General features: G+C 59.1%; 22 protein-coding genes. 11 read left to right on the forward strand and 11 right to left on the reverse strand.

Translation table 11 applies throughout. The features are described 5' to 3' along the window. Positions 1-38 precede the first annotated feature (38 nt). The 3 genes from LPU83_RS58645 (at position 39) to LPU83_RS58655 (ending at position 4,375) form a co-directional block, all read left to right on the forward strand. Positions 39-1,802, forward strand: coding sequence for a glucan ABC transporter ATP-binding protein/ permease (locus LPU83_RS58645; protein ID WP_024313307.1), 1,764 nt, complete (start codon positions 39-41; stop codon positions 1,800-1,802). A gap of 112 nt (positions 1,803-1,914) precedes the next feature. Further along, positions 1,915-2,268 (forward strand): VOC family protein, encoded by a 354-nt coding sequence (locus LPU83_RS58650; protein ID WP_024313306.1) that lies wholly within the window; start codon positions 1,915-1,917, stop codon positions 2,266-2,268. Positions 2,269-2,488: 220 nt separating this feature from the next. Continuing rightward, complete coding sequence (locus tag LPU83_RS58655; RefSeq protein ID WP_024313305.1) at positions 2,489-4,375, forward strand: MFS transporter; 1,887 nt, start codon at positions 2,489-2,491, stop codon at positions 4,373-4,375. A 72-nt stretch (positions 4,376-4,447) separates the two neighbouring features. Here LPU83_RS58655 and LPU83_RS58660 read toward each other — a convergent pair whose 3' ends face one another. After that, positions 4,448-5,206: a phosphatase PAP2 family protein gene (locus LPU83_RS58660; protein WP_024313304.1), complete on the reverse strand. Its 759-nt coding sequence runs from the start codon at positions 5,204-5,206 to the stop codon at positions 4,448-4,450. Positions 5,207-5,324: 118 nt separating this feature from the next. Next, entirely contained in the window at positions 5,325-6,437 is a 1,113-nt protein-coding gene (leuB, locus tag LPU83_RS58665; RefSeq protein ID WP_024313303.1) for a 3-isopropylmalate dehydrogenase, read from the reverse strand. Positions 6,438-6,617: 180 nt separating this feature from the next. Here leuB and LPU83_RS58670 point away from each other — a divergent pair, with 180 nt between their 5' ends. Continuing rightward, positions 6,618-7,550, forward strand: a complete 933-nt coding sequence (locus LPU83_RS58670) for a pyridoxal-phosphate dependent enzyme (RefSeq protein WP_024313302.1) — start codon at positions 6,618-6,620, stop codon at positions 7,548-7,550. Positions 7,551-7,607: 57 nt separating this feature from the next. Here LPU83_RS58670 and leuD read toward each other — a convergent pair whose 3' ends face one another. The 3 genes from leuD to LPU83_RS58685 form a co-directional block, all read right to left on the reverse strand. Further along, on the reverse strand, positions 7,608-8,216 hold the full coding sequence (leuD, locus tag LPU83_RS58675; RefSeq protein WP_024313301.1) for a 3-isopropylmalate dehydratase small subunit: 609 nt from the start codon (positions 8,214-8,216) through the stop codon (positions 7,608-7,610). Between the two features lie 139 nt (positions 8,217-8,355). Next, positions 8,356-8,784, reverse strand: coding sequence for a VOC family protein (locus tag LPU83_RS58680; protein WP_024313300.1), 429 nt, complete (start codon positions 8,782-8,784; stop codon positions 8,356-8,358). A gap of 111 nt (positions 8,785-8,895) precedes the next feature. Then, positions 8,896-9,138 carry a hypothetical protein gene (locus tag LPU83_RS58685; protein ID WP_024313299.1) on the reverse strand — a complete coding sequence of 81 codons (243 nt, stop codon included), beginning with the start codon at positions 9,136-9,138 and terminating at the stop codon, positions 8,896-8,898. A 113-nt stretch (positions 9,139-9,251) separates the two neighbouring features. Between LPU83_RS58685 and LPU83_RS58690 the strand changes: the two genes are divergently transcribed. Next, the gene (locus tag LPU83_RS58690; protein WP_024313298.1) at positions 9,252-10,160 is read left to right on the forward strand and encodes an HpcH/HpaI aldolase/citrate lyase family protein; all 909 of its coding nucleotides are present in this window, start codon (positions 9,252-9,254) and stop codon (positions 10,158-10,160) included. Between the two features lie 13 nt (positions 10,161-10,173). Then, the gene (locus tag LPU83_RS58695; RefSeq protein WP_018855932.1) at positions 10,174-10,380 is read left to right on the forward strand and encodes a DUF1737 domain-containing protein; all 207 of its coding nucleotides are present in this window, start codon (positions 10,174-10,176) and stop codon (positions 10,378-10,380) included. Between the two features lie 14 nt (positions 10,381-10,394). Here LPU83_RS58695 and LPU83_RS58700 read toward each other — a convergent pair whose 3' ends face one another. Then, entirely contained in the window at positions 10,395-10,832 is a 438-nt protein-coding gene (locus LPU83_RS58700) for a metallopeptidase family protein (protein ID WP_018855933.1), read from the reverse strand. 161 nt (positions 10,833-10,993) lie between these two features. On the opposite strand from LPU83_RS58700, the gene LPU83_RS74290 reads away from it, so the two are divergent. The 5 genes from LPU83_RS74290 to bfr are packed head-to-tail and all read left to right on the forward strand — an operon-like array spanning position 10,994 to position 17,758. Next, the gene (locus LPU83_RS74290) at positions 10,994-11,941 is read left to right on the forward strand and encodes an ImuA family protein (RefSeq protein WP_024313297.1); all 948 of its coding nucleotides are present in this window, start codon (positions 10,994-10,996) and stop codon (positions 11,939-11,941) included. A gap of 10 nt (positions 11,942-11,951) precedes the next feature. Then, positions 11,952-13,397 (forward strand): Y-family DNA polymerase, encoded by a 1,446-nt coding sequence (locus LPU83_RS58705; protein WP_225039859.1) that lies wholly within the window; start codon positions 11,952-11,954, stop codon positions 13,395-13,397. Next, positions 13,397-16,825 (forward strand): error-prone DNA polymerase, encoded by a 3,429-nt coding sequence (locus LPU83_RS58710; protein ID WP_029709896.1) that lies wholly within the window; start codon positions 13,397-13,399, stop codon positions 16,823-16,825. Before LPU83_RS58705 ends, LPU83_RS58710 begins: the two co-directional genes overlap by 1 nt. Before the next feature lie 59 nt (positions 16,826-16,884). Continuing rightward, positions 16,885-17,307, forward strand: a complete 423-nt coding sequence (locus LPU83_RS74295) for a (2Fe-2S)-binding protein (protein ID WP_082321269.1) — start codon at positions 16,885-16,887, stop codon at positions 17,305-17,307. Further along, entirely contained in the window at positions 17,273-17,758 is a 486-nt protein-coding gene (bfr, locus tag LPU83_RS58720; protein WP_024313293.1) for a bacterioferritin, read from the forward strand. The genes LPU83_RS74295 and bfr overlap by 35 nt, the downstream gene beginning before the upstream one ends. Before the next feature lie 36 nt (positions 17,759-17,794). Here the strand turns inward: bfr and LPU83_RS58725 are convergent, their stop codons facing one another. From LPU83_RS58725 to rlmH, 5 genes are all read right to left on the reverse strand, one after another. Further along, positions 17,795-18,328, reverse strand: a complete 534-nt coding sequence (locus tag LPU83_RS58725; protein ID WP_024313292.1) for an RNA pyrophosphohydrolase — start codon at positions 18,326-18,328, stop codon at positions 17,795-17,797. 13 nt (positions 18,329-18,341) lie between these two features. Then, a complete protein-coding gene (locus LPU83_RS58730; RefSeq protein WP_024313291.1) occupies positions 18,342-19,547 on the reverse strand; it encodes a divergent polysaccharide deacetylase family protein in 1,206 nt (401 codons plus the stop codon). An 81-nt stretch (positions 19,548-19,628) separates the two neighbouring features. Continuing rightward, positions 19,629-20,951: a S41 family peptidase gene (locus tag LPU83_RS58735; protein WP_024313290.1), complete on the reverse strand. Its 1,323-nt coding sequence runs from the start codon at positions 20,949-20,951 to the stop codon at positions 19,629-19,631. After that, a complete protein-coding gene (locus tag LPU83_RS58740; protein ID WP_024313289.1) occupies positions 20,941-22,404 on the reverse strand; it encodes a murein hydrolase activator EnvC family protein in 1,464 nt (487 codons plus the stop codon). Before LPU83_RS58740 ends, LPU83_RS58735 begins: the two co-directional genes overlap by 11 nt. A 92-nt stretch (positions 22,405-22,496) precedes the next feature. After that, the gene (gene rlmH / locus LPU83_RS58745) at positions 22,497-22,979 is read right to left on the reverse strand and encodes a 23S rRNA (pseudouridine(1915)-N(3))-methyltransferase RlmH (protein ID WP_024313288.1); all 483 of its coding nucleotides are present in this window, start codon (positions 22,977-22,979) and stop codon (positions 22,497-22,499) included. Positions 22,980-22,997: the final 18 nt, after the last annotated feature.

Genomic DNA, 22,997 nt, shown 5'->3' on the forward strand with positions numbered 1-22,997 from the left:
AGCGTCCCTTATTTCGCAAATGCACAAGAGGTATCGCCGTGTCGCTATTCAAGGTCTATGCAAGAGCTTTGCGCTATCTTGGCGCCTACAAGCTCCGCGTATCCCTGGTCATTATCGCGAACATCGTGCTTGCCGCGATCACAATTGCCGAACCGATTTTGTTCGGCCGCATCATCGATGCGATCTCCGGCAAGGGCGAAGTCAAACCCATCCTTTTCATGTGGGCCGGCTTTGCGGTATTCAACACGATAGCATTTGTTCTTGTCGCTCGTGAGGCTGACCGGCTGGCGCATGGTCGCCGCGCGACGCTTCTGACTGAGGCCTTCGGCCGTATCATTTCGATGCCGCTTTCCTGGCATCACCAGCGCGGCACCTCAAATGCGCTGCACACACTTCTTCGTGCATGTGAAACGTTGTTCGGCCTCTGGCTGGAATTCATGCGCAATCACTTGGCCACCGCCGTTGCGATCGTCATCCTAATCCCGACCGCGATGTCGATGGACCTTCGTCTTTCGGGCGTGCTCGTCGTGCTCGGCGTGGCCTACTGGCTGATCGGTCGTCTTGTCATGAGCCGTACCAAGGATGGCCAGGCGTCGGTCGAAAACCACTACCATTCGGTCTTTTCGCATGTCAGCGACTCGATCAGCAACGTATCGGTCCTGCATAGCTACAACCGCATCGAAGCGGAAACCAAAGCGCTGAAGTCCTTTGCGGAGCGCCTGCTGCAGGCTCAGTATCCGGTTCTAGACTGGTGGGCTCTGGCTGGCGCCATGAACCGCATGGCATCGACCATCGCCATGATGATCATTCTGGTGATCGGCACGCTGATGGTTCAGTCCGGTGAACTCCGCATCGGTGACGTCATTGCCTTCATCGGCTTTGCCAACCTGCTGATCTCGCGTCTCGACCAGATGCGCCAGTTCGCAACGCAGATTTTCGAGGCCCGCTCGAAACTCCAGGACTTCTACTCGCTCGAAGACTCGGTGCGTGAGCGCGAAGAACCGGCCGGCAATTCCGATATCGCCGACGTCAAGGGTGAAGTCGAATTCCGCAACGTGTCGTTCCGCTTCGGCAACACCGCGCATGGCCTGCACAACGTGTCTTTCACCGCCAAGGCTGGCCAGACGGTTGCGATCGTCGGCCCGACCGGCTCGGGCAAGACCACGATGATCAACCTGCTGCAGCGTGTCTATGACCCGGACAGTGGCCAGATCTTGGTCGATGGCCACGATACGACGAAGATCACCCGCAAGTCGCTTCGCCGCTATATCGCAACCGTGTTCCAGGATGCCGGCCTGCTCAACCGCTCGATCAGCGACAACATTCGCCTCGGCCGGGAAGGTGCTTCTGATGAAGACATGCGTCGCGCCGCAGAAGCCGCTGCTGCCGCCGACTTCATCGAGACACGCGAAGATCAGTACGACACCCATGTCGGTGAGCGCGGCAACAAGCTCTCGGGCGGTGAACGCCAGCGTGTGGCGATTGCCCGCGCCATCCTCAAGGATGCGCCGATCCTGGTACTCGACGAAGCCACAAGCGCGCTCGACGTCGAAACGGAGAACCGCGTGAAGGCCGCAATCGACAATCTGCGCCAGAACCGCACGACCTTCATTATCGCCCACCGTCTTTCGACGGTTCGTGAAGCGGACAAGGTCTTGTTCCTGGACGGCGGCCGGGTCGTTGAAGAAGGCAGCTTCGAAGAACTCAGCCATAGCAACGGCCGCTTCGCGGCATTGCTCCGTGCCAGCGGCATTCTCACCGACGAGGAAGTCCGCAAGGCACATACGACTGAAGCCGCCTGATCAAGGCATGCAACCCAATCGATCCAAGCCGGATGGTTCTGCCATCCGGCTTTTTTCTTGCCCGGCGAGAGCCATCTCCTAAAATATCTGAAGCGAAGACGCGGGAGGTCGCATGCAAGTCAGGCGAATTGTCGTCAATCTCGAAACCCCTGATCCGGCTGCCGCAAGGGAATTCTATCAGGGTATCCTCGGACTGGAGCTCCTAATGGATCACGGCTGGATCGTGACCTATGGCTCAAGCCAGCAGATGTCGGTACAGGTAAGCTTCGCGAGCGAGGGCGGCTCGGGCACACCGGTTCCGGGCCTTTCGATCGAGGTCGATGATGTCGATGAGGTCTTCGCAGCCATGAGTGCATCGGCCTTCGAAATCGTCTACGGGCCGACCAACGAGCCTTGGGGTGTTCGACGCTTCTATGTGCGCGACCCCTTCGGAACAATCGTAAATATTCTTTCGCATAGGCCGTGAAGCCGGAATCGCCCCGACCAATCGGGCGATATTGCGAGGCCGCCGCCATCCAGGGACAATCCGTGCAGGCGTTAGACTAAAGTCATAATCCCAAAGCCGCTCTCTGTATGGATGAGCTTTTCTGTCACACTCTCGTCAGGCGAACCGCGACCCCGGGGGTATGCTTTGAGGAGAGTATGGGCGCGCGCCGCGTTTCAAATCGTTCTGTGGAGGACAGAAAATGGCAAATATCACAAGCGTCGACGGCGCCAAGGCCGGTCCGATGACGGGCGAGGAGAAGAAGGTTATCTTCGCCTCATCGCTCGGCACGGTTTTCGAATGGTATGACTTCTATCTTTACGGTTCGCTCGCAACCTATATCGGCGCGACCTACTTCACCCAGTATCCGGAAGCAACGCGAAACATCTTCACGCTTTTGGCCTTTGCCGCCGGCTTCTTGGTGCGCCCGTTCGGCGCGCTCGTCTTCGGCCGCCTCGGCGACCTCGTCGGGCGCAAGTACACGTTCCTGGTGACGATCCTCATCATGGGCCTCTCGACGTTCCTCGTCGGCATTCTTCCCGGTGCGGCGACGATTGGCATCGCAGCGCCGATCATCCTGATCGGGCTTCGCCTGCTGCAGGGTCTTGCACTCGGCGGTGAATATGGCGGTGCGGCAACCTATGTGGCCGAACACGCGCCACATGGGCGGCGCGGCTACTTCACTTCATGGATCCAAACCACTGCAACGCTCGGCCTGTTCCTGTCGCTGATCGTCATCGTCGGTGTTCAGTTCCTGATGGGCAAGGAAGCCTTTGCCGCATGGGGCTGGCGCATTCCGTTCCTGGTCTCCGTCGTGCTTCTCGGCGTCTCCGTCTGGATCCGTCTGAAGATGAACGAGTCACCGGCGTTCCAGAGAATGAAGGCGGAAGGCAAGGGCTCCAAAGCTCCGCTCACCGAAGCCTTCGGCCAATGGAAGAATGCCAAGATCGCGCTGATCGCGCTTCTCGGCGCCACCATGGGTCAGGCAGTCGTCTGGTACGGCGGCCAGTTCTACGCTCTGTTCTTCTTGCAGAACGTGCTCAAGGTCGATCTGCAATCGGCAAACATCATGGTGGCCATTGCCCTTATCCTCGGCACGCCCTTCTTCGTCGTCTTCGGCGGCCTCTCCGACAAGATCGGCCGCAAGCCGATCATCATGGCCGGCCTGCTGATTGCAGCGGTGACCTACAACCCGCTGTTCAAGGCCATGACCTGGACGGCCAACCCGGCGCTTGCCGAAGCCCAAGCATCGGTCCGCGCAACCGTGACGGCCGACCCGGCTGACTGCAAATTCCAGTTCAACCCGACAGGAACGTCGAAGTTCACCAGTTCCTGCGACGTGGCGACGGCCTTCCTGACCAAGAACTCGGTGCCTTACGATGTCGTCCCCGGCCCGGCCGGTCAGCCTGCAACCGTCAAGATCGGCGATGAAACCATCACCAGCTTCGACGCCATTGCGGCCGGCGACAAGGCAAAGGGCCTGACTTCAGCTTTCGAAAAGAGCATCAATATTGCCCTTCATGACGGCGGCTATCCGCTGAACCGCGGCGCCGTCAAGGTCCCGGATGCCAAACTGGAAGCGTTCATTGCCGCCAATCCCGAGCTTGCGCTAAACGCAGATGCGATCCGCGCCGGCACCAAGGACACCATGCCTGCCGACAAGCTCGTGGCCGGCAAGCTTCTGACGGCGGATGAGACAAAGAGCGTCACCGACATGGCGGTCTACAACATTGCCAAGGGCGGCACCTTCGCCATGACGGCCGACCCGGCTCGCGTCAACTGGATCGGCACGATCGCCATTCTGTTCGTGCTCGTTCTCTACGTGACGATGGTCTACGGTCCGATCGCCGCGCTTCTGGTCGAACTCTTCCCGACCCGCATCCGTTACACCGGCATGTCGCTACCGTATCATATCGGCAACGGCTGGTTCGGTGGTCTGTTGCCCGCGACGGCCTTCGCAATGAGTGCCGCAACCGGCGATATCTACTTTGGCCTCTGGTATCCGATCGTCTTCGCAGCGATCACGCTGGTCATCGGTCTCATCTTCCTGCCGGAAACGAAGGACCGCGATATCCACGCCATGGATTGATCCTTGGAATCGAGATCTGAACAATGGCCCGGCGCTCGCAAAGCGCCGGGTTTTTTCGTGCCAGGCAATGACCTAAAGAACGCGGCTGAGCCGCGGTGTCGGCCAACCATCACGACCGATCGAGAACACCAGTCCGAAGCGCGCGAACAGGATGGATGTTGCGAAAGCCAGCCAGCCCCCCAATGCGAGGCCGGCTGCGACGTCGCTCGGATAATGCACACCGATGATGACGCGCGTGGCGCCCAGCCAGAGGCCAATACCGATGAAACCGAGCCGGAATCGAGGAAAGAGGAGCGCCAGGGCCATGAACAACGCGCCGATATTGGAGGAATGGCCCGACGGAAAGCTCTGGTGCAGGAAGTCCGTAGTGAAGGGCGAGAAGCTGAAGATGCCCTCCTGATCATAAAGCAATGGTCGAGCGCGGCCGAGGGCGAACTTCAGCAGATTGGAAATGACGCTGGCAAACAACACCGACAGACCGACATAAGCGGTCATCTGTCCAAGATAGACGAGCCGGAAGCGTCGGCGGACCTTCCATAATCGCCGGCGGACGAAATAGCCCGTAGCCAGGATCGTCGAAAGTCCCACCAGAATCCAGACGAGCCTGCCGATGTCGGTGACATCGCCGGCAATCGATACCAGCGGAGGCGAAAGACTTGTGACCGCCTGCCCCAGCGGCCGGTCGAAGACAAGGAAAGCGATGGCGACCGCGTTGACGGCGAAAAGCGTGAAGCCCTTCCAGGGAACCCGACGATGGATCGAGCGCCGCGCGTCGTAGCGCTTTCGCAGATAGCTCCGGCAGTTCGGCTTGCGATCGATGACTTCGTTCATTCTGCTCCCGCTCTTTGCTCAGTGCAGAACGGAAATAGGATCGGCATCAGTCGCCTTCAAGCAAAGGCCTTCCGCAGCAATCGATGCGGAAGGCTCGAGACGTGTTTCACGTGAAATATCAGATAGAAAGCGCCTTGAACTCAGCGAGGATCGCGTCGCCCATCTCTGTCGTGCCGACCTTTTTGCAGCCTTCGGCCATGATGTCGCCGGTGCGGATGCCCTTGTCGAGCACGTTGGCGATCGCCTTTTCCAGATTGTCGGCTTCATTCACGAGGTTGAAGGAATAGCGCAGGCACATGGCGAAAGAAGCAATCATCGCGATCGGATTGGCAATGCCCTTGCCGGCGATATCGGGTGCCGACCCATGTACCGGCTCGTAGAGCGCCTTGCGCTTGCCGGTCTTGGCGTCCGGTGCTCCGAGCGAGGCCGACGGCAGCATGCCGAGCGAACCGGTCAGCATGGCGGCAACGTCGGACAGCATGTCGCCGAAAAGGTTATCGGTAACAATGACATCGAACTGCTTCGGCTGGCGAACGAGCTGCATGCCGCCGGCATCAGCCAGCATATGCTCGAGCTGGACGTCCGAATACTTGGCCTTGTGCGTTTCCGTCACGACCTGGTTCCAAAGCACACCCGACTTCATGACGTTGCGTTTTTCCATCGAGCAAACGCGGTTCTGGCGGGTACGCGCCATTTCGAAGGCGACACCGGCGATCCGCTCGATCTCGTAAGTGTCGTAGACCTGCGTATCGATGCCGCGCTTCTGGCCATTGCCAAGATCGATGATCTCCTTCGGCTCGCCGAAATAGACGCCGCCGGTCAGCTCGCGGATGATGAGGATGTCGAGACCTTCAACCAGCTCCGGCTTCAGCGACGAAGCTGATGCAAGTGCAGGGTAGCAGATGGCCGGACGCAGGTTCGCAAACAGCTGCAAATCCTTGCGCAGGCGCAGCAGGCCGGCCTCCGGGCGCACCTCATAGGGAACACTATCCCACGTCGGGCCGCCGACGGCGCCGAAGAGAACGGCGTCCGCTGCAAGCGCCTTCTGCATGTCGGCTTCGGAGATCGCAGCACCATGCGCGTCATAGGCGCTGCCGCCGACCAGGCCTTCGTCCGTGACGAAGCCGGCATTCATCGCCTCGTTCATATAGGCAATGATCTTGCGGACCTCACCCATGGCTTCTGGGCCGATGCCGTCACCCGGCAACAGGAAAAGATTGCGCGTTGTCATGAAACCCTCCGCGGAAAAACAAGTTGCGGCTTCTTAGACCCGCAAAAACGGCATTTCAAGCGAGCGGGAGGCCGATTCGGTACGGTTGCGGAATTACTGCCGACATCTCGCGTTGACCAATCGGCGCATGAGGGTCCACACAAGGAGAACCTGTATCGACACGCTCACCTGGATACCATCATGCCATCTACGCCCCTGCATCTCGACACTCCGCTTTTCCGCACATCAGCCGGCTACAGCGCGAGCAACAAGCCGCTATGGCTGAAGCTCGATGCACTGCAGCCATCTGGAAGCTTCAAGCTCCGCGGTGTCGGCCGGCTTTGTCAGCATGAGATCGGGAACGGCGCCCGCGAGATTTTCTGCGCCTCGGGCGGCAATGCCGGGATCGCCGCCGCTTATGCCGGACGTGCACTCGGCATTCCGGTTACGATCGTGGTGCCTGAGACGACATCGCCAGAAGTCCGCCAATCTATCGAGGCAACCGGCGCGACTGTCCTCGTGCATGGATCAGTGTTCGACGAAGCCAATGCCTACGCAATCGAACGCGCGAATGCCAGGAAGGCAGCCTATGTGCACCCGTTCGACCATCCGCTTCTGTGGGAAGGGCACGGCACATTGATCGACGAGGTTGTCGCAAAGGGCGCCGACTTTGATTGCGTCATCACGAGCGTCGGCGGTGGCGGCTTGCTTGCGGGCATCGTTGCCGGTCTCAAGCGAAACGGCTTGTCGCATGTGCCCGTCATAGCCGTCGAAACCGAAGGAGCCGAGTCGCTTCATGCGAGCCTCGCGGCCAACGAACGCATCATCTTGCCGGCGATCACCTCAATCGCCAGTTCGCTCGGTGCGCGCCAGGTGGCGCAGCATGTCTTCGATCTGCCGAAGCACCACGCGATCGAAAGCGTCACGGTCACGGATGCACAGGCGCTCGCCGCCTGCCTGAAGTTCGCCGATGCCTATCGCATTCTGGTGGAGCCCGCCTGCGGGGCTGCGCTGGCAGTCGCCGACGTGCATGCCGACATCCTCGCCCGATTCAACAACCCGCTGATCGAAGTCTGCGGCGGCATCGGCGTCTCGCTGGAAAAGCTGAAAGCCTGGAAAGAACGGCTGCTGTAAGCCAACCAAAGAAAAAGCCGGGCAAAAGCCCGGCTTTGAGGCTTGCGCCTTTAAGACTTACGCAGCCCAGGGGTGCGACGCCGCGTTCTGCGCTTCGAAGTTGTCGATCGCCTTGCCCTTTTCGAGCGTCAGGCCGATATCATCGAGGCCGTTCAGCAGGCAGTGGCGCTTGAACTCGTCGAGATCAAACTTGATCGAACCGCCGTCCGGGCCGGTGATCTCAAAATTTTCCAGGTCGATCGTCAGGATCGCGTTGGAACCGCGCGAGGCGTCGTCCATCAGCTTGTCGAGGTTTTCCTGGCTGACCATGATCGGCAAAATGCCGTTCTTGAAACAGTTGTTGTAGAAAATGTCGGCGAAGCTGGTCGAGATGACGCAACGGATGCCGAAGTCGAGAAGCGCCCACGGCGCATGCTCGCGCGAGGAGCCGCAACCGAAATTGTCGCCGGCAACAAGGATCTTCGCATTCTGGTAGGCCGGCTTGTTCAGCACGAAATCCGGGTTCGGGGAACCGTCCTCATTGTAGCGGGCTTCGGCGAAAAGGCCCTTGCCAAGACCGGTGCGTTTGATCGTCTTCAGGTAATCCTTCGGAATGATCATGTCGGTATCGATGTTGACAACCGGCAGAGGGGCAGCGACGCCCGTCAGCTTTACGAATTTGTCCATGGCCTGGCTCCAATGTCAGCAGACGTAGTTTTGTTGATCAGCGTTTTAGTCCAGATTTCGACCGAAATGAAGGAAAATTTGCATCGTAGGAGAGGCCGCGCGCGGATTCGACGCGCAGCCAGCCATGGTCATTGTGAGATCAATTTGCATTCGCTGGCGCATTCATCGCCCAGAGAACCCCGAACGGGTCGCGAAGCTGGCCATATCGATCACCCCAGAACATCAGTTGGACGGGAAGGATCACCTCGGCGCCGGCAGCGACGGCACGGTCCCACCAGAAATCGATGTCGTCGACGACCAACTGAAGGGCGAAGCCCTGATGCTTTTCGAAGGGATGACCATGTTCGGGATAGGCATCGCACAACATCAACGAGCTTCCGTTGATGTAAAGATGGACATGCATCGTCCGTCCGTTTTCGTCCACGGGGACCACAAACGCCTCTTCGGCGCCGAAAGCACGCTTGTAAAATTCCGCGGCCTTCAACGCACCATCGACCGTGATATACGGCAGCAAGCCATTCTTGACCGGCGGCATCTTCATTGTGCCCGTTTCCGTTGTGGTATCCATGCTGTCCTCCATTGCTTGATTTGGTTCGGGCAGAAGCCCTGGCCTTCCAAAGACGCAGGAAGATCAGACGAGCCGACAGCGATGCCGAAAATTTTCTGGAAAACGATCCGGTCAGAGATCGATGATCGTGCCGCGGCCGTCATTCCAGATTCGCATGTTCTCGGCGGAATGAGGCTTGGTCTTGGGAGTAGCGCGGACCGGGGCAGGTTTCATCTTCAGTGAAAGCGCGCGGCCGGCCATAAGCACCGTCAGAATGCCGCCGACGGCAAGCGTCACCGAAAAGGTGAAGACTGCCAGCGCGACGAAGGCGGTGATGCCTGCGAGCAGGAGGAAGATGGAACGGATGCTTTGCATGAGCTTTAGACCTTTCTTCGGAAAGGAATGTGGTCCTTCACTTTCTTCTCTGCAAGATAAGCATGGCTTTTTGTTGTCTTGCTACTTGCCGCAAAGCTTGGCACAGATGCGTGATGAGCTCAAATTCCATGCCCCGCTCCGTCAGCCTGCGTCGTTCGGTGTTGAGTGTCCCCGCCATCAATAGCCGTGCCTTGGAGAAGACCCATGGACTGGATTGCGATGCGATCATCTTCGACCTGGAGGATTCGGTCGCTCCCGAGAAAAAGGCGGAAGCGCGCGAGAAGCTGAAGGCTTTCTTTTCCGGCAAGCCGCTCGCAAACAAAGAGCGGATCATACGTATCAACACACTCTCTTCGACCTTTGGCCATGCCGACATGGAACTGGTGCGAACCTTGGAACCTGATGCCGTTCTTTTGCCGAAGGTGAACGAGCCGCAGGACGTGATGTCGGTCGGCGATCTTCTCGCTGATGCAGATGCGCCGGAGAGCCTGCGCATCTGGGCAATGATCGAAACGCCGCGCGGCATCCTGAATGCTGCCGCCATCGCCGAGGCGGGGCGCACCCAGGGTTCAAGGCTCGATTGCTTTGTCCTCGGCCTCAACGATCTTCGCAAGGAAACGGGCGTCCTGCCGCAGCCAGGCCGCACCTATCTCGTGCCCTGGCTGATGCAGGTCGTTCTTGCTGTCCGTGCCTATGGCCTCGACGCAATCGACAGTGTCTTCAATGATTTCAGGGACGCCGATGCCTTCGATGCCGAATGCGCGCATGCCCGGGCCATGGGCTTCGATGGCAAGATGCTGATCCATCCGGCCCAGATCGATGCGGCAAACCGGCATTTTGGCCCGGACGCGTCGGCAATTGCCGAGGCGGAGGCGATCATCGCCGCCTTTGCCGACCCCGCTGCCGAAGGCCTCAACGTCATCAATGTCAATGGCCGGATGATCGAGCGGCTGCATCTTGTCCAGGCGGAAGGTCTGGTTCATAAAGCCCGGCTGATTGCAGAACGCCAAACGGCGAAGTGAAAGACGACTTTAGATGAAGCTTTATCGCCTTCTGACCGGCCAGGATGATGCCGCTTTCTGCCACCGCGTGACCGACGCCCTCAACAAGGGTTGGTCGTTGAACGGCTCGCCGTCGCTAACCTTCAATACCCAGACCGGCCAGGTGATGTGCGCTCAGGCGATCGTCAAGGAGGTCGAAGGCAAGGACTACCACCCGGACATGAAGCTGTCCGAACAATAGCGCGGGCGAGCAGCTTAACGCTCTGCCGCCTCTTCGGCGCTCGCCTCGATCCGCTCCATGTCGTCGTCGCTGAGACCGAAGTGGTGGCCGATCTCATGGATGAGGACATGGGTGATGATATCACCCAGCGTCTCGTCGTTCTCGGCCCAATAGTCGAGGATCGGCCGCCGGTAGAGGCGGATGCGGTTCGGCAGTTCGCCGGTTTCCATCGTGAAACGCTCCGAGATGCCCCGGCCTTCAAAGAGGCCGAGAAGGTCGAATGGCGTTTCCAACGCCATGTCCTCGAACACGTCGTCGTCTGGGAAATCCTCGATCTCAATCGTCAGATTGGTGGTCAGCGAGCGGAATTCTTCCGGCAGGTGGCTATACGCCTCCATCGCCAACGACTCGAAAGTGCTGATCGTCGGCGCGTGGCGGTCCCGCCAATCCTCGCTCTGGTCTATGCGGGCCATAAATATTCCTTCCTTTGCGGCCCATATAGAACCTTTGCGCACGATTTTCGAGAGCGGAATCAATGGCAGGAATAAATTCACATCAAATGCCTGTTGACTCTTTCATCTGCCTCTGGAATCCATAAGAACATAACAGGAACATTTAAGAGTTGGAGAACGTCATGGCACAGCCGGCCGTGGCGCGCGAGCGGCTTTTTGCACTCCGCGAAACCATTGCAAAGCTTGAAGGAAAGCCCGCGCCGGCTCTGGCAGCAGCGGAAAGCCAAGCCTTGGCTGAAAGCGGCCTCGCCGCGAAAAACGAAGGTGTCTTACGTCTTCCCCTTAAAATCCCCGCGCTCGACGAGGCGATTGATGGCGGCTTGCCGCTCGATGGAATTACCGAGGTTCGCTCCGACCTCTTGCGGGAGGCCGGTGCCGGCAGCGGCTTTGTGTTGGCGCTTGCCGCCACGCTGCAGCGTCAGGCCGAAGACAACCAAAATGCCTCGCTACCGGTCCTCTGGATTGCCGACACGGTGTCCACGATGGAGGCGGGAGAGCCCTACGCCGTGGGCCTGCGGGATTTTGGCCTGAAGCCGGACCTGTTCTTCTATGCCAGTCCGCGCAAGCTTGAAGACGCCCTCTGGCTTGCGGAAGCGGCAGTCGAAAGCGGCGTCTTTGCCGCGACGATTCTGGAGGTCCGGGGCAACCCGAAGCTCTTCGGCCTGACGGAGAGCCGTCGTTTGAGTTTGCGGGCAAAGGCATCCAGACGCCCGCTTTTCCTGTTGCGGCAGGCTGGAGAGGAAGAAGCCAGCAGCGCTTGTTTCCGCTTCCTTGCAGCACCCGCGCCGGCACAGGCGCGCCCCTTGCCGGATGGCACGATGCTGGGCGGCAGCATCGGCAATCCGGCTTTTCATCTCACCCTGGAGAAGAGCCGCAATCCGGCTCTCCTCTCCTTTCTGCTGGAGTGGAACCCCCATGACCGCCGTTTTTTTGCCGTCTCCCGATCAGCCGACCCTCGCCTTCCAGACGAACGCGCAGCGCATTCTGGCGCTCCATTTTCCGCATCTCCCGACCGACCGGATCGCAAGAAAGAAATGGGGTCTCTCCTGGCGTTCGCGCGGACGTCCTGAGGCGCCGCCAATCGTCTGTTCCAGTCGCCTCAACAATACGATGCGGCTGACGGCGCTGGATGAGGCGGCAGAAGCCCTCAATCTGAGAAAGAGTATGGGCGTCGCCGAGGCCCGCGCCATCTACCCCAAGCTCGATGTGATTGAGGACGACCCGGCCGCCAACCGACGCTTCCTGGAAGCGATTGCCGACTGGTGTGATCGCTATACCCCGCTTGTCGCGCTCGACAGGGTTGACGGCCTGTTTCTCGACATCACCGGCTGTGCCCATCTGTTCGGCGGCGAGACGGCACTTCTCAAGGATATTCTCGCCAGACTTTTCCAGATGGGGATTGACGCACGCGGCGCCGTCTCTTCGTCGCCGGGATTGTCCTGGGCTATCAGCCGTTTCGGTCCAGGCGGGATCATCGAACACGGGGAAGCCGAGCAAGCTCTGGCCTCTTTGCCGGTCGCGGCCCTCCGCCTCCAAGAAGAAATCGTGGGCGCCCTGAATAAAATGGGGCTCAAATATGTGGGCGACCTGCTGGACGCACCACGCGCCCCGCTTGCCCGCCGCTTCGGAGGAGCCTTGCTCTTGAGGCTCGATCAGGCGCTTGGGACAGATGAAGAGCCTGTATCTCCGCGGCTGCCAGTCGCGAGCCTCTCGGTCGAACGTCGCCTGATCGAACCGATCGGAGCCGAAGACGATATTCTCGCGCTCACCGGTCAGGTCGCTGTCTCCCTGAAGCCCTCGCTGGAAGCCCGTGGCGTCGGAGGTCGTATCTTCGAACTGGTCCTGTTCCGCGTCGATGGAAAGGTTTTCCGTATTTCCGCAGGGACGGCCCAGCCCCTGAGAGAGCCCAAGCGTATCGCCGCTCTCTTTGCTGAGCGCCTGCAGGCAATCCACGATGATTTCGATGCAGGCTACGGATTCGAAATCCTTCGTCTCAACGTGCTCCTCCACGAAGATTTCGTGACGTCGCAAGGCGACTTCGAAGCTTGCCAACAAAAGGATGCATCGCTTGCTGCCTTCGTGGATCGGGTTTCCGCCCGCCTTGGGCAAGACTGCCTGCAGACCTTTCAATTGCGGGAAAGCCACGTTCCGGAAAGAGCCGTCATTGCCGTACCCGTAATCGATCACCTATCCGCGCCAGAGATCAGGGAAGGACATCCTCCACCGGCCAGGAGCGAGCGGCCTATCCGATTGCTGCGCAAGCCGGAACGAATGGACGCCTTTGCCGTCGAAGTCCCCGATGGTGCACCCGCCAGCTTTTGCTGGCGACGCATGCAGCATCGGGTCCTGAAGAGCGAAGGGCCTGAACGGCTGGCAATGGAATGGTGGCTCGATGGGTCGGATGCGCGGGATAGGGATTATTTCCGTATCGAAGACGAGCAGGGACGCCGCTTCTGGATCTATCGGCATGGTCACTATGAGCGTGACGCAACACAGAACTGGTACATGCATGGAGTTATTGCCTGATGCCCGCGTTCTTCGAGATCGGCGCCAAGACCAATTTTTCGTTTCTGGAGGGTGCATCCAAGCCCGAAGAAATGATCGTCCAGGCTGCAGTTCTGAAGCTTGGAGGACTTGGCATTGCCGACCGCAATTCGGTTGCAGGCGTTGTCAGGGCGCATGCCCAGTCAAAGGCGATCCAACAGAAATTCGAGCGAATGAAAGCCGGGCTTCTGGAGGAGCATGAAAAGAAGGACGTCATTCTCGATCCGATCCGTTTTCAGCCGGGCGTCCGCCTGGTCTTCGCGGATGGAACGCCGGAGATCCTTGCCTATCCGCAGGATCGCAAAGGCTGGGCACATCTCTGCCGATTGCTGAGCGCTGGCAACCTAAGAGCCGAAAAGGGAAAGTGCATCCTGACGGAAGCGGATCTGATGGAATGGGGGGACAACATGATGCTCGCGCTCGTTCCCGATCCGTCCATTGCCGATGATGGCAATCACGCGGCGTTCGAAGCCTGCTTGGAACGCTTCCGAAAGCGTTTCCGAAAAAAATTCCACATGGCGCTCGCCCCCGCCTACGACGGCCGCGACAAGCGCATGTTCGCGACCATCTCCATGCTGGCCGACCGCAATCGCATCCCGCTGATCGCCACCAACCAGCCGCTCTACCACGACGCCAGCCGTCGCCCCCTCGCTGACATCGTAACATCGATCCGGGAACACGTTCCGATTCCCCAGGCCGGCTTTCATCTCGCGCCGAATGCCGAGCGCTATCTCAAGGAGGGGGACGAAATCCTGCGGCTCTTCAGAGACTGTTCGCATGCCATAACCAACACGGAAAAGTTCTTTGGCAGCCTTTCGTTTTCACTTGACGAACTGGAACACAACTATCCCCCCGAGAATGACGAGGGGGAGACGCCTTATGAAACCCTGGAACGCCTTACCAAAACCGGCGCGGCAAAACGCTTCCCCGGCGGCATACCGGAGAAAGTCCGGCGGAACATCGAATACGAACTGAGCCTCGTTCGCCAGAAGCAATATGAACCATACTTCCTGACGGTCCACCGGATCATCCAACACGCTCGCCATGAGAAGAAGATCCTCTGCCAGGGTCGCGGCTCTGCGGCAAACTCGGTCATTTGCTATTGCCTTGAAATAACGGAGGTCAATCCGGAGAAGAGCACGCTGCTCTTCGATAGATTTCTGTCGATGGATCGTGACGAGCCCCCGGATATCGATGTCGATTTTGAACACGAGAGGCGCGAAGAGGTCATCCAGCATATCTACGAGAAATACGGCAAGGAACATGCCGGCCTGACGGCAGGGGTGACGACCTACCGCACCCGGTCCGCCGGACGCGAAGTCTCGAAAGCCTTTGGCCTTTCGGAGGACGTCCAGTCCGCGATTGGCAGTCTGGTCTGGGGTTGGTCGGAGGAGAAACTATCCGAGCGGGAGGCAAAGGCCGCCGGGCTCGACATTTTCGACCCCATGACTAAGAACGTGCTGAAATACGCATCGGAACTTCTTGGCTTTCCCCGCCACCTCACCCAGCATGTCGGAGGCTTCGTCATCACCAGGGACAGGCTGGATGAAGTCGTTCCAATCATGAAGACGGCAATGCCGGGGCGCTACATGGTCGAGTGGGACAAGGATGACCTCGACAATCTGAAGATCCTCAAGGTCGACATTCTGGCGCTTGGAATGCTGACCGCACTGAAGCGGGCATTCGATCTGCTTCTCCTGCATTACGACGTCAAGAAGACGCTTGCCGATCTCGGCAACGACAAGCATGAAGACGAAGAGCCCGTCTACGAGATGATATGCCGGGCCGATACGCTTGGCGTCTTCCAGATCGAGAGCCGGGCGCAGATGAGTATGCTACCGCGCCTGAAGCCCAAAAAATTCTACGACCTCGTCATCGAGGTCGCCATCGTTCGGCCCGGCCCCATCCAGGGCGACATGGTCCACCCATACCTGAAACGCAGAGAAGAAAAGGCGCGCGGTATCCCAATAGCATATCCAAGCAAGGAGTTGGAAAGTGTCCTGGAGCGAACGCTTGGCGTACCGCTCTTTCAGGAACAGGCGATGCAAATCGCGATCACAGCGGCTGATTTCATGCCGGCCGAAGCCGATCAGCTGAGGCGGGCCATGGCGACCTTCAAACGGACGGGCACCATCGGCAATTTCGAGAAGCGATTCATTGAGGGCATGGTTAAGAAACAATACCCGCGCGATTTCGCCCAGCAATGCTTCAATCAGATAAAGGGTTTTGGCGAATACGGTTTCCCGGAAAGCCACGCCGCCTCATTCGCGCTACTCGTCTACGCCTCGTCCTGGGTAAAGGCTTACTATCCCGACGTCTTCTGCGCCGCGATGCTGAATTCGCAGCCGATGGGCTTTTATGCCCCCGCCCAGCTCGTCAGGGATGCCCGGGAACATGGCGTTGAGATCAGGCCGGTCGATATCAACGAGTCGAACTGGGATTGTCTGCTGGAAGAGGCCGAATTCGACAAAGGCGCAATTGATTTCCGGTATGCCGCCATGCGGGAGGTCATCCAGACAATGCGAGCGGTTCGGCTTGGGTTTCGGCAGATAAAAGGGCTGTCGGAAGCGAACATGCAGCAGCTGGTCGCCAACAAAGGCAAGGGCTATTCCTCGATCCGCGATCTCTGGCTGCGGTCGGGCCTGCAAAAGGCAGATATAGAGCGACTTGCCGATGCAGATGCCTTTCAATCCATCGGACTGTCGCGGCGGGAGGCACTCTGGGCTGTGCGGGCGCTCGATGCGAAGAGTGCTGCCGAAAAGCTCCCTCTGTTCGACCAGGTAAGCCACATCGACCTGCAGGTCGAGCCTGAAACACAGCTGCCGGAAATGCTGCCAGGCGAACAGGTCATTGAGGACTACCGTTATCTCTCGCTCTCCTTGAAGGGCCACCCCGTCTCATTCCTTCGCGATGAATTCCGCAAAGCCGGGGTCGTTCGGAATGTCGATCTTCTCACCGTCCCGAACGGCACAAGGGTGACGATCGCCGGCCTGGTCTTGGTGCGTCAGCGACCGGGCTCGGCCAAGGGCGTCATCTTCATGACATTGGAAGACGAGACGGGCGTTGCCAACGCCATTGTCTGGAAGAAGGCATTCGAAAGATACCGCGCGATCGTCATGGGAGCACGGCTCGTGAAGATTCATGGCAAGCTTCAGAGCCAGAGCGGCGTGATCCACACTGTCGTTGACCATATCGAGGATATGACGCATGCGCTTGGTATCCTGCAGAAGGAAGCCCGTCGATTCGGCGTTAGCGATCGTTCGGATGAAGCGCTGAATCCGACAATGGATCCTCGCCAAAGGAAAATCGCAAACTCACTTGAAAAGGCAGTCATGGAGAAGAGGCTGATTTCAAGCAGCCTTTCTGGAGAAACAACTCAAGTCATGCCGAAAGGCCGCAATTTTCATTGAGGACAGCTCATCAAGCTGCGACCTACTGGATTGCATCATACCTGAAGAGCTTCCTTTTCATTTTCGCAACATGCGACGAATGGTCTAGTCCACGGTTCGATTTTTTCTTGACACTCGCCGTCTTCTTTTGCAGAAAAGACGATAGTGAATGTCATGTTTGGAATGACGCCGTGCTTGTCTGCAGCTGCAACTACATAACTGATCACGAAATCCGGGAAGTCATCAACGAGCTTCTCGAGCAGGACTGTTGGCAGCTCATCGTGCCTGCAAAGGTATACCACGCCATGGAAAAACGGGGCCGCTGCTGTGGCTGCTTCCCGAACGTGGTCGATATTATCATCCAGACAACCGAGGAATATCACGCCCGTCACCACTCGACGGAAGACGAAATATTTGATTTCATGTCCCGCCTGAGAAAATTCCATGAAGAAACCAGGAGAGTGGACATTGAAAGGCGACAAAAAAGTCATCGAGCGGCTTAACGAGGCCCTCTTTCTCGAACTCGGCGCCGTAAACCAATACTGGGTCCATTACCGACTTCTTGAAGATTGGGGCTATACCAAGCTTGCCAAGAGGGAACGGGCGGAATCCATCGAGGAAATGCATCACGCCGACCGCCTGGTCGCACGCATCATCTTCCTCGAAGGTCATCCCAACCTCCAGACCCTTGCACCGCTTCGCATCGGCCAGAACGTCAAGGAAGTTCTGGAAGCCGATCTTGCCGGCGAATACGATGCGCGTACCGCCTACAAGAAATCACGCGACATCTGTCATGAGGCCGGCGACTATGTCTCGATGAAGCTGTTCGAGGAGCTTCTGGCCGACGAGGAAGGTCACATCGACTTCCTCGAAACGCAGCTCGATCTGCTCGGCAAGATCGGCGAATCGAAGTACGGCCAGCTCAACGCCGACTCCGCCGACGAGGCCGAATAAGATCGCCAATGACCGGCAGCCTTGGCCGCCGGTCGTTCACTCTGCGGCACTCAGGTCAGCCAGGTGCCTGAACTCATCGACGACCTGCTCGTAGACAGCCCGTTTGAAGGGCACGATGAGACCGGGCAGGCTTTCCATCGGCTTCCAATCCCAGGCATCGAATTCAGCGGCATGGCCCCCAGGTGGCGGATTGATCGCGATCTCGCTCTCGTCTCCATCGAAACGGAACGCGAACCAGCGCTGTGTTTGGCCGCGGAACTTTCCCTTCAGCCCGATGCCGACCAATTGCGGCGGCAAATCGTAGTTGATCCAGTTCTTGGCTTCCGCGAGCAGCGTCACAGTGCGAATCCCTGTTTCCTCGTAAAGTTCGCGGTAGGCGGCCTGGAGCGGATCCTCGCCCTTGTCCATGCCGCCCTGCGGCATCTGCCAAAGCTGCGGCGATCCATCATACTCGGAATTCTCTTCCGGAATCCTTCGCCCCGCCCATACGAGGCCCTGGCGGTTGAGGATCATAACGCCGACGCAGGGGCGATACGGAAGGTCCTCGGCTTTAGCGATCGGCTTGCTCATCGGCTCTCTCTATTCAAGGCCTTTTGGGATCGTTGGTCAGCGCGGCAACACCGACAATCTCAATTCCTCGCATGGCGGCTTCCTGCGTCCATTGCGCGATGGCATCAATGCTCTCATCAAAGGCGGCGGCAACGCCGATTGCCTGGCCATTGCGCTTTGCGACGCGTTCAAGTTCGTCCAGCTTCCCGATGATGGCGTTCACGTCAAGCTGCTTGTCCAGCTGTACATCGGCAAAGGCATAGGGCATCTCCGTCCCCTTTGCGATCACCGCGGTCTTGGTCTGGGCCGAGGTTCCGTCGTCAAGAAACAGCAGCCCGCGCTTTCCGATATCTCGCATGACCGGCTCCATGGCGTTCGGGTCGGCAAGGAAGCGGCCACCCTGATAGTTCATGATGCCCGTATAATTGGTGATCTCGCCCATCGCCCGGTGCAGGCTTTCAATATTCTTCGCAACCGACTTCGACGTCAGAAGCGTGTCGGGTCCGGGATCGTTCGCCGGGTAATCAAAAGGCTCGAATGGAACCTGCAGCAGGATCTCGTGGCCACCGCGGCGCGCTTCCTGCATCCAGCGCTGCAAACTGTTGCCGCTGGCGGCAAACGCGAACGTGACCTCCTCCGGCAATTGCTGGATGGCCCGCTGTGTACCGGTCTGGCTAAGTCCGAGGCCACTGACGACGATAGCGATGCGTGTTCCGTGCGCACCGGACCATGGTCGCGCATACTGGTCCATCGGGCGACGCCCGTCCGGCCCGACGATCGGCAGCCGTCCCAACTGCGTCTCTTCCAGAAGGGTGTCATTCGGTATCGCCGCCATCCGTGGATCCTGCCCGACCTGCGAGGCATCGACCAACACCGGGCCATTGCCGTCGCGTTGTCTCGGAGAGTACTTCGTGACGACAGATCCGTCGCCTGCGACCATCTGCTCTACATTCGCACCCGATCTTGGATTGGAAGACACCACGCCATTGGGAGCAGCAGCGGATGGAGATTGCGGCGGCACCTGGTTCGGAGCGGCGTCTGAAGGTGGCGCGGCCGTCTGGTCTTGCGCCGACGGCGCCTCCCGCTTCAACCCGTCGCCGCGAAACGCCGTATAGAGAGACGAAGCCCCAATCAGGACGAGGCAAATCCCGGCCACAACACGACCCGTACGCAGAATGCCGGGCCGCTGGCGCCTGGCCTTGCGATTCTGTCCCAGAGGTGCGTGCAAATCGGTATTCAAACTTCTTTTCCGCTTCAGAATCAGGACAGCAAAAAGGCGTCAGGCCGGATACACCATTCGGCCTGACGCCTAAAATTGCAATTACTTGGCGCTGACGGCCTTGTCCGGATTGGGCGGGAAGGACGGATCAGTCTTCTTGCCGCGAAGCAGGTCAAGTGCGTAGTTGAGCTGGACGTCGTCCTTCGGATCCGGAGGAACATAGGCAACGGAACCGGAGCCCTCGTCCGTCTCGCTCTTACCCTTGATGTGCCCGCGCAGGCTGGACTCGCCTTCCGTGACCATCTTGCCCTTGAGGTCATCCGGAAGGGGCTCCTCAACCTTGATATCAGGCGTGATGCCTGTGCCTTGGATCGAGCGGCCCGATGGCGTGTAGTACAGCGCCGTCGTCAGTCGCAGCGCTCCGTTTTCGCCGAGTGGGATGATCGTCTGAACCGACCCCTTGCCGAACGAGCGCGTACCGAGAACGGTGGCGCGGCGCAGATCCTGCAACGCACCGGCAACGATTTCCGAAGCAGATGCCGAACCGCCGTTGATAAGCACGATCACTGGCTTTCCATCGGTCAGGTCGCCCGGCCCGGCGTTGAAGCGGCGGGTCTCGTCCGCATTGCGGCCACGGGTGGAAACCACTTCGCCACGCTGCAGCAGCGCATCCGATACCTGGATTGCCTGATCGAGCAGACCGCCAGGGTTCAGACGCAGGTCGAGGACGTAGCCCTTCAGCTTGTCGGCTGGAACCGTCTTCTTGATCTTCTCGATCGCTTTTTCAAGATCGGGGTAGGTCTTTTCCGTAAACGAGATAACGCGCAGGTAGCCGACATCGTCCTCGACGCGCGACTTGACTGCCTGAACCGCGACGACGTCGCGAACGATCGTCAACTCGATCGGTTTATCAGCACCCTTGCGGATCAGAGTGAGCTTGATAGGCGTGTTGACCGGGCCACGCATCTTTTCGACTGCATCTTCCAGCTTCAGGCCGCGGACCGACTGACCATCGATCTCGGAGATGTAATCACCAGCAAGCACGCCGGCCTTGGCTGCGGGCGTGTCGTCGATCGGGGTGATGACCTTGACAAGCTCGTCTTCCATAGTGACCTCGATGCCGAGGCCGCCGAATTCGCCCTTCGTCTGGGTCTGCATATCGGCTGCATCCTTGGCATTCATGTAGCTCGAATGCGGATCCAGCGATGAAAGCATGCCGTTGATGGCATTTTCGATGAGCTTGTCCTCGGCCGGCGGTGTCACATACTGCGCGCGCACGCGCTCAAAGACGTCACCAAAAACGGAAAGCTCCTTGTAAGTGGAGGCTCCAGCCGCTTCCGCAGGAACACCCGCCGAATAGATAACGCTCATCGCGGTCGCACCCATCAATGCGCCGACCAGAACAAGAGAAGCCCTACGAATCATTGCGTGCCTTTCCAGTGTCTTTAGCGGTCCACCAAGGCCGGGAATCGACCGGTTTTCCATCTTTTCGAAATTCAATGTAAAGCGTTGGACGGTTGGTTTCCAGCGCCAATGCTGTTGCGCTCGCCACTCTTTTTGCGCCCATGGCAGCAAGCGGCTCGCCGGAGAAAACGAACTTGCCCTGGCGCGTGCTGATCGTCTCCATTCCGGAGAGGACGAGGTGGTAGCCGTCGCCGGTGTCGAGGATGATCATTTGGCCGTAGCTGCGGAATGCGCCCGCATAGACAACAAGCCCGTCAGCGGGAGCGGTGACCACCGTTTCCGGATTGGTGGCAAGCGTCATTCCCATCGCCTCATGGCCGGTTCCGTCGGCATCGCCGAACTGGCGGAGGATATCGCCTGCCACAGGCAATTCCAGCTTCGCCTTCAATTCTCCGAAGGGATATGCGGGCGCAATGCGGTTTTTATCAGGCACACCGCTCTCTGCGAGCGCCTTGGCTTGGGCGCGCTGCTCGTCGGTCAAGAGCTTGCGGTTCTCCTCGGCCTGGCGGGCTGCAGCGGCGGCTTCGCGAACCGATGCGATCTCGGTTTCCATCGATGCGACCAGACCCTCCAGGCTTGTCGCCTTGCTGGCAAGATCTTCCGAGCGTTTCCTCTCCGCATCCAGTTGCGCGGCGCTGCTGCGGCTCAGCTTTTCGTTCTCGGCGAGAAGCAGGTCCATGCGGCGCTCCTCCTCGATGCTGTTCGTCATCGTTGCGGTGAGGCTGGACTTCTCGGCAGCGCTTGCAGCCTGCAACGAAGAAAGGTTGGCGAGATCGGCGGCGAGCTTGTCGGTCTCCTTCCGGATGCCGGGAACCACCGCGCCAAGCAGGATTGCGCTCCGTACCGAGGCAAGCGCGTCATCAGGCGTGACAAGTAGCGCCGGCGGCGGATTACGCCCCATGCGCTGCAAGGCACCCAGCACCTCGGCCAGCAAGCCGCGCCGTTCATGCAGCGACCCCCGAACCGCATCTTCTTTTACGCCCAGATTGGCAAGCTTCTTTTCGCTCTCCAGGATCTGTTTCTCGAGCGACTTACGCCGCGTCGCCGAATCGATCAGCGCCTGACGAACACTGCTGGTGCTCTTGTCCAAATCGGCGATGCTCTTCTGAAGCTCGGCAACCTTATCGGACGAGAGGCCAATCGTCTTCGACAAGGCTTCAAGCTGAGCCCTTGTCTCGTCCCGTTTCTTCGCCAGGTCGGCCGCCGGATCGGCGGGCGGTTGTGCCACCACGGTCGTCGTCGCAGCAGCCGCCCCGGATGCTGTCGAGGCCGGCGGTCCGGTATCTCTCGACGCGTCCTGCGCGAAGGCGCTGACGGCGAAGGGTCGGTTCGCAATTGCCGTCACAGAGACGCTCAAGCCTGCGGCCAAGGCCGACAGAATGACGTATTTTTGCTTGAACGCACGTGTCGGCATACGAGCTGCGAGATCCTTTAAAATCGCGCGGAGATTAAGCTGATTTGGCATGCTTTGCCAGATCGATTGATGATGCGCGCATACCGCACCGGCTAGGGGCGATGATATGGATGGCCCGAAAGGATCGTAACGGCTCGGTACAACTGTTCTGCAATCAGCGTGCGAACCAACTGATGCGGCCAGGTCATCTTGCCGAGACAAAGGGTGGCATCGGCAAGGTCGTATAGCGACGGATCGAGACCGTCGGCACCGCCGATAGCAATCGTCAGGTCGCGCTTTCCCTGATCGCGATAGTTTCCAAGGAGGCTGGCAAATCCTTCGCTATCCAATGCCTTGCCCCGCTCGTCCAACAGAATGAGAACGCTCCCATCGGCCAGCGACTTTTGCAGCATCGCCGCTTCGTCACGCTTGCGGGTATCGGCATTCGAGGCACGACTTTCGGCAACTTCGGCCACGCGGGAGAATTCGAGGCCAACCGCGGGGCCGGCCTTGGCAAAGCGATCGAAATAGCGGGCCGCAAGATCTTTCTCCGGGCCGGACTTCAGCCGCCCCACTGCAAAAAGACCAACACGCATCATCCGCTCCCGCAGTTC

Source organism: Rhizobium favelukesii (assembly GCF_000577275.2).
Lineage (GTDB): Bacteria > Pseudomonadota > Alphaproteobacteria > Rhizobiales > Rhizobiaceae > Rhizobium > Rhizobium favelukesii.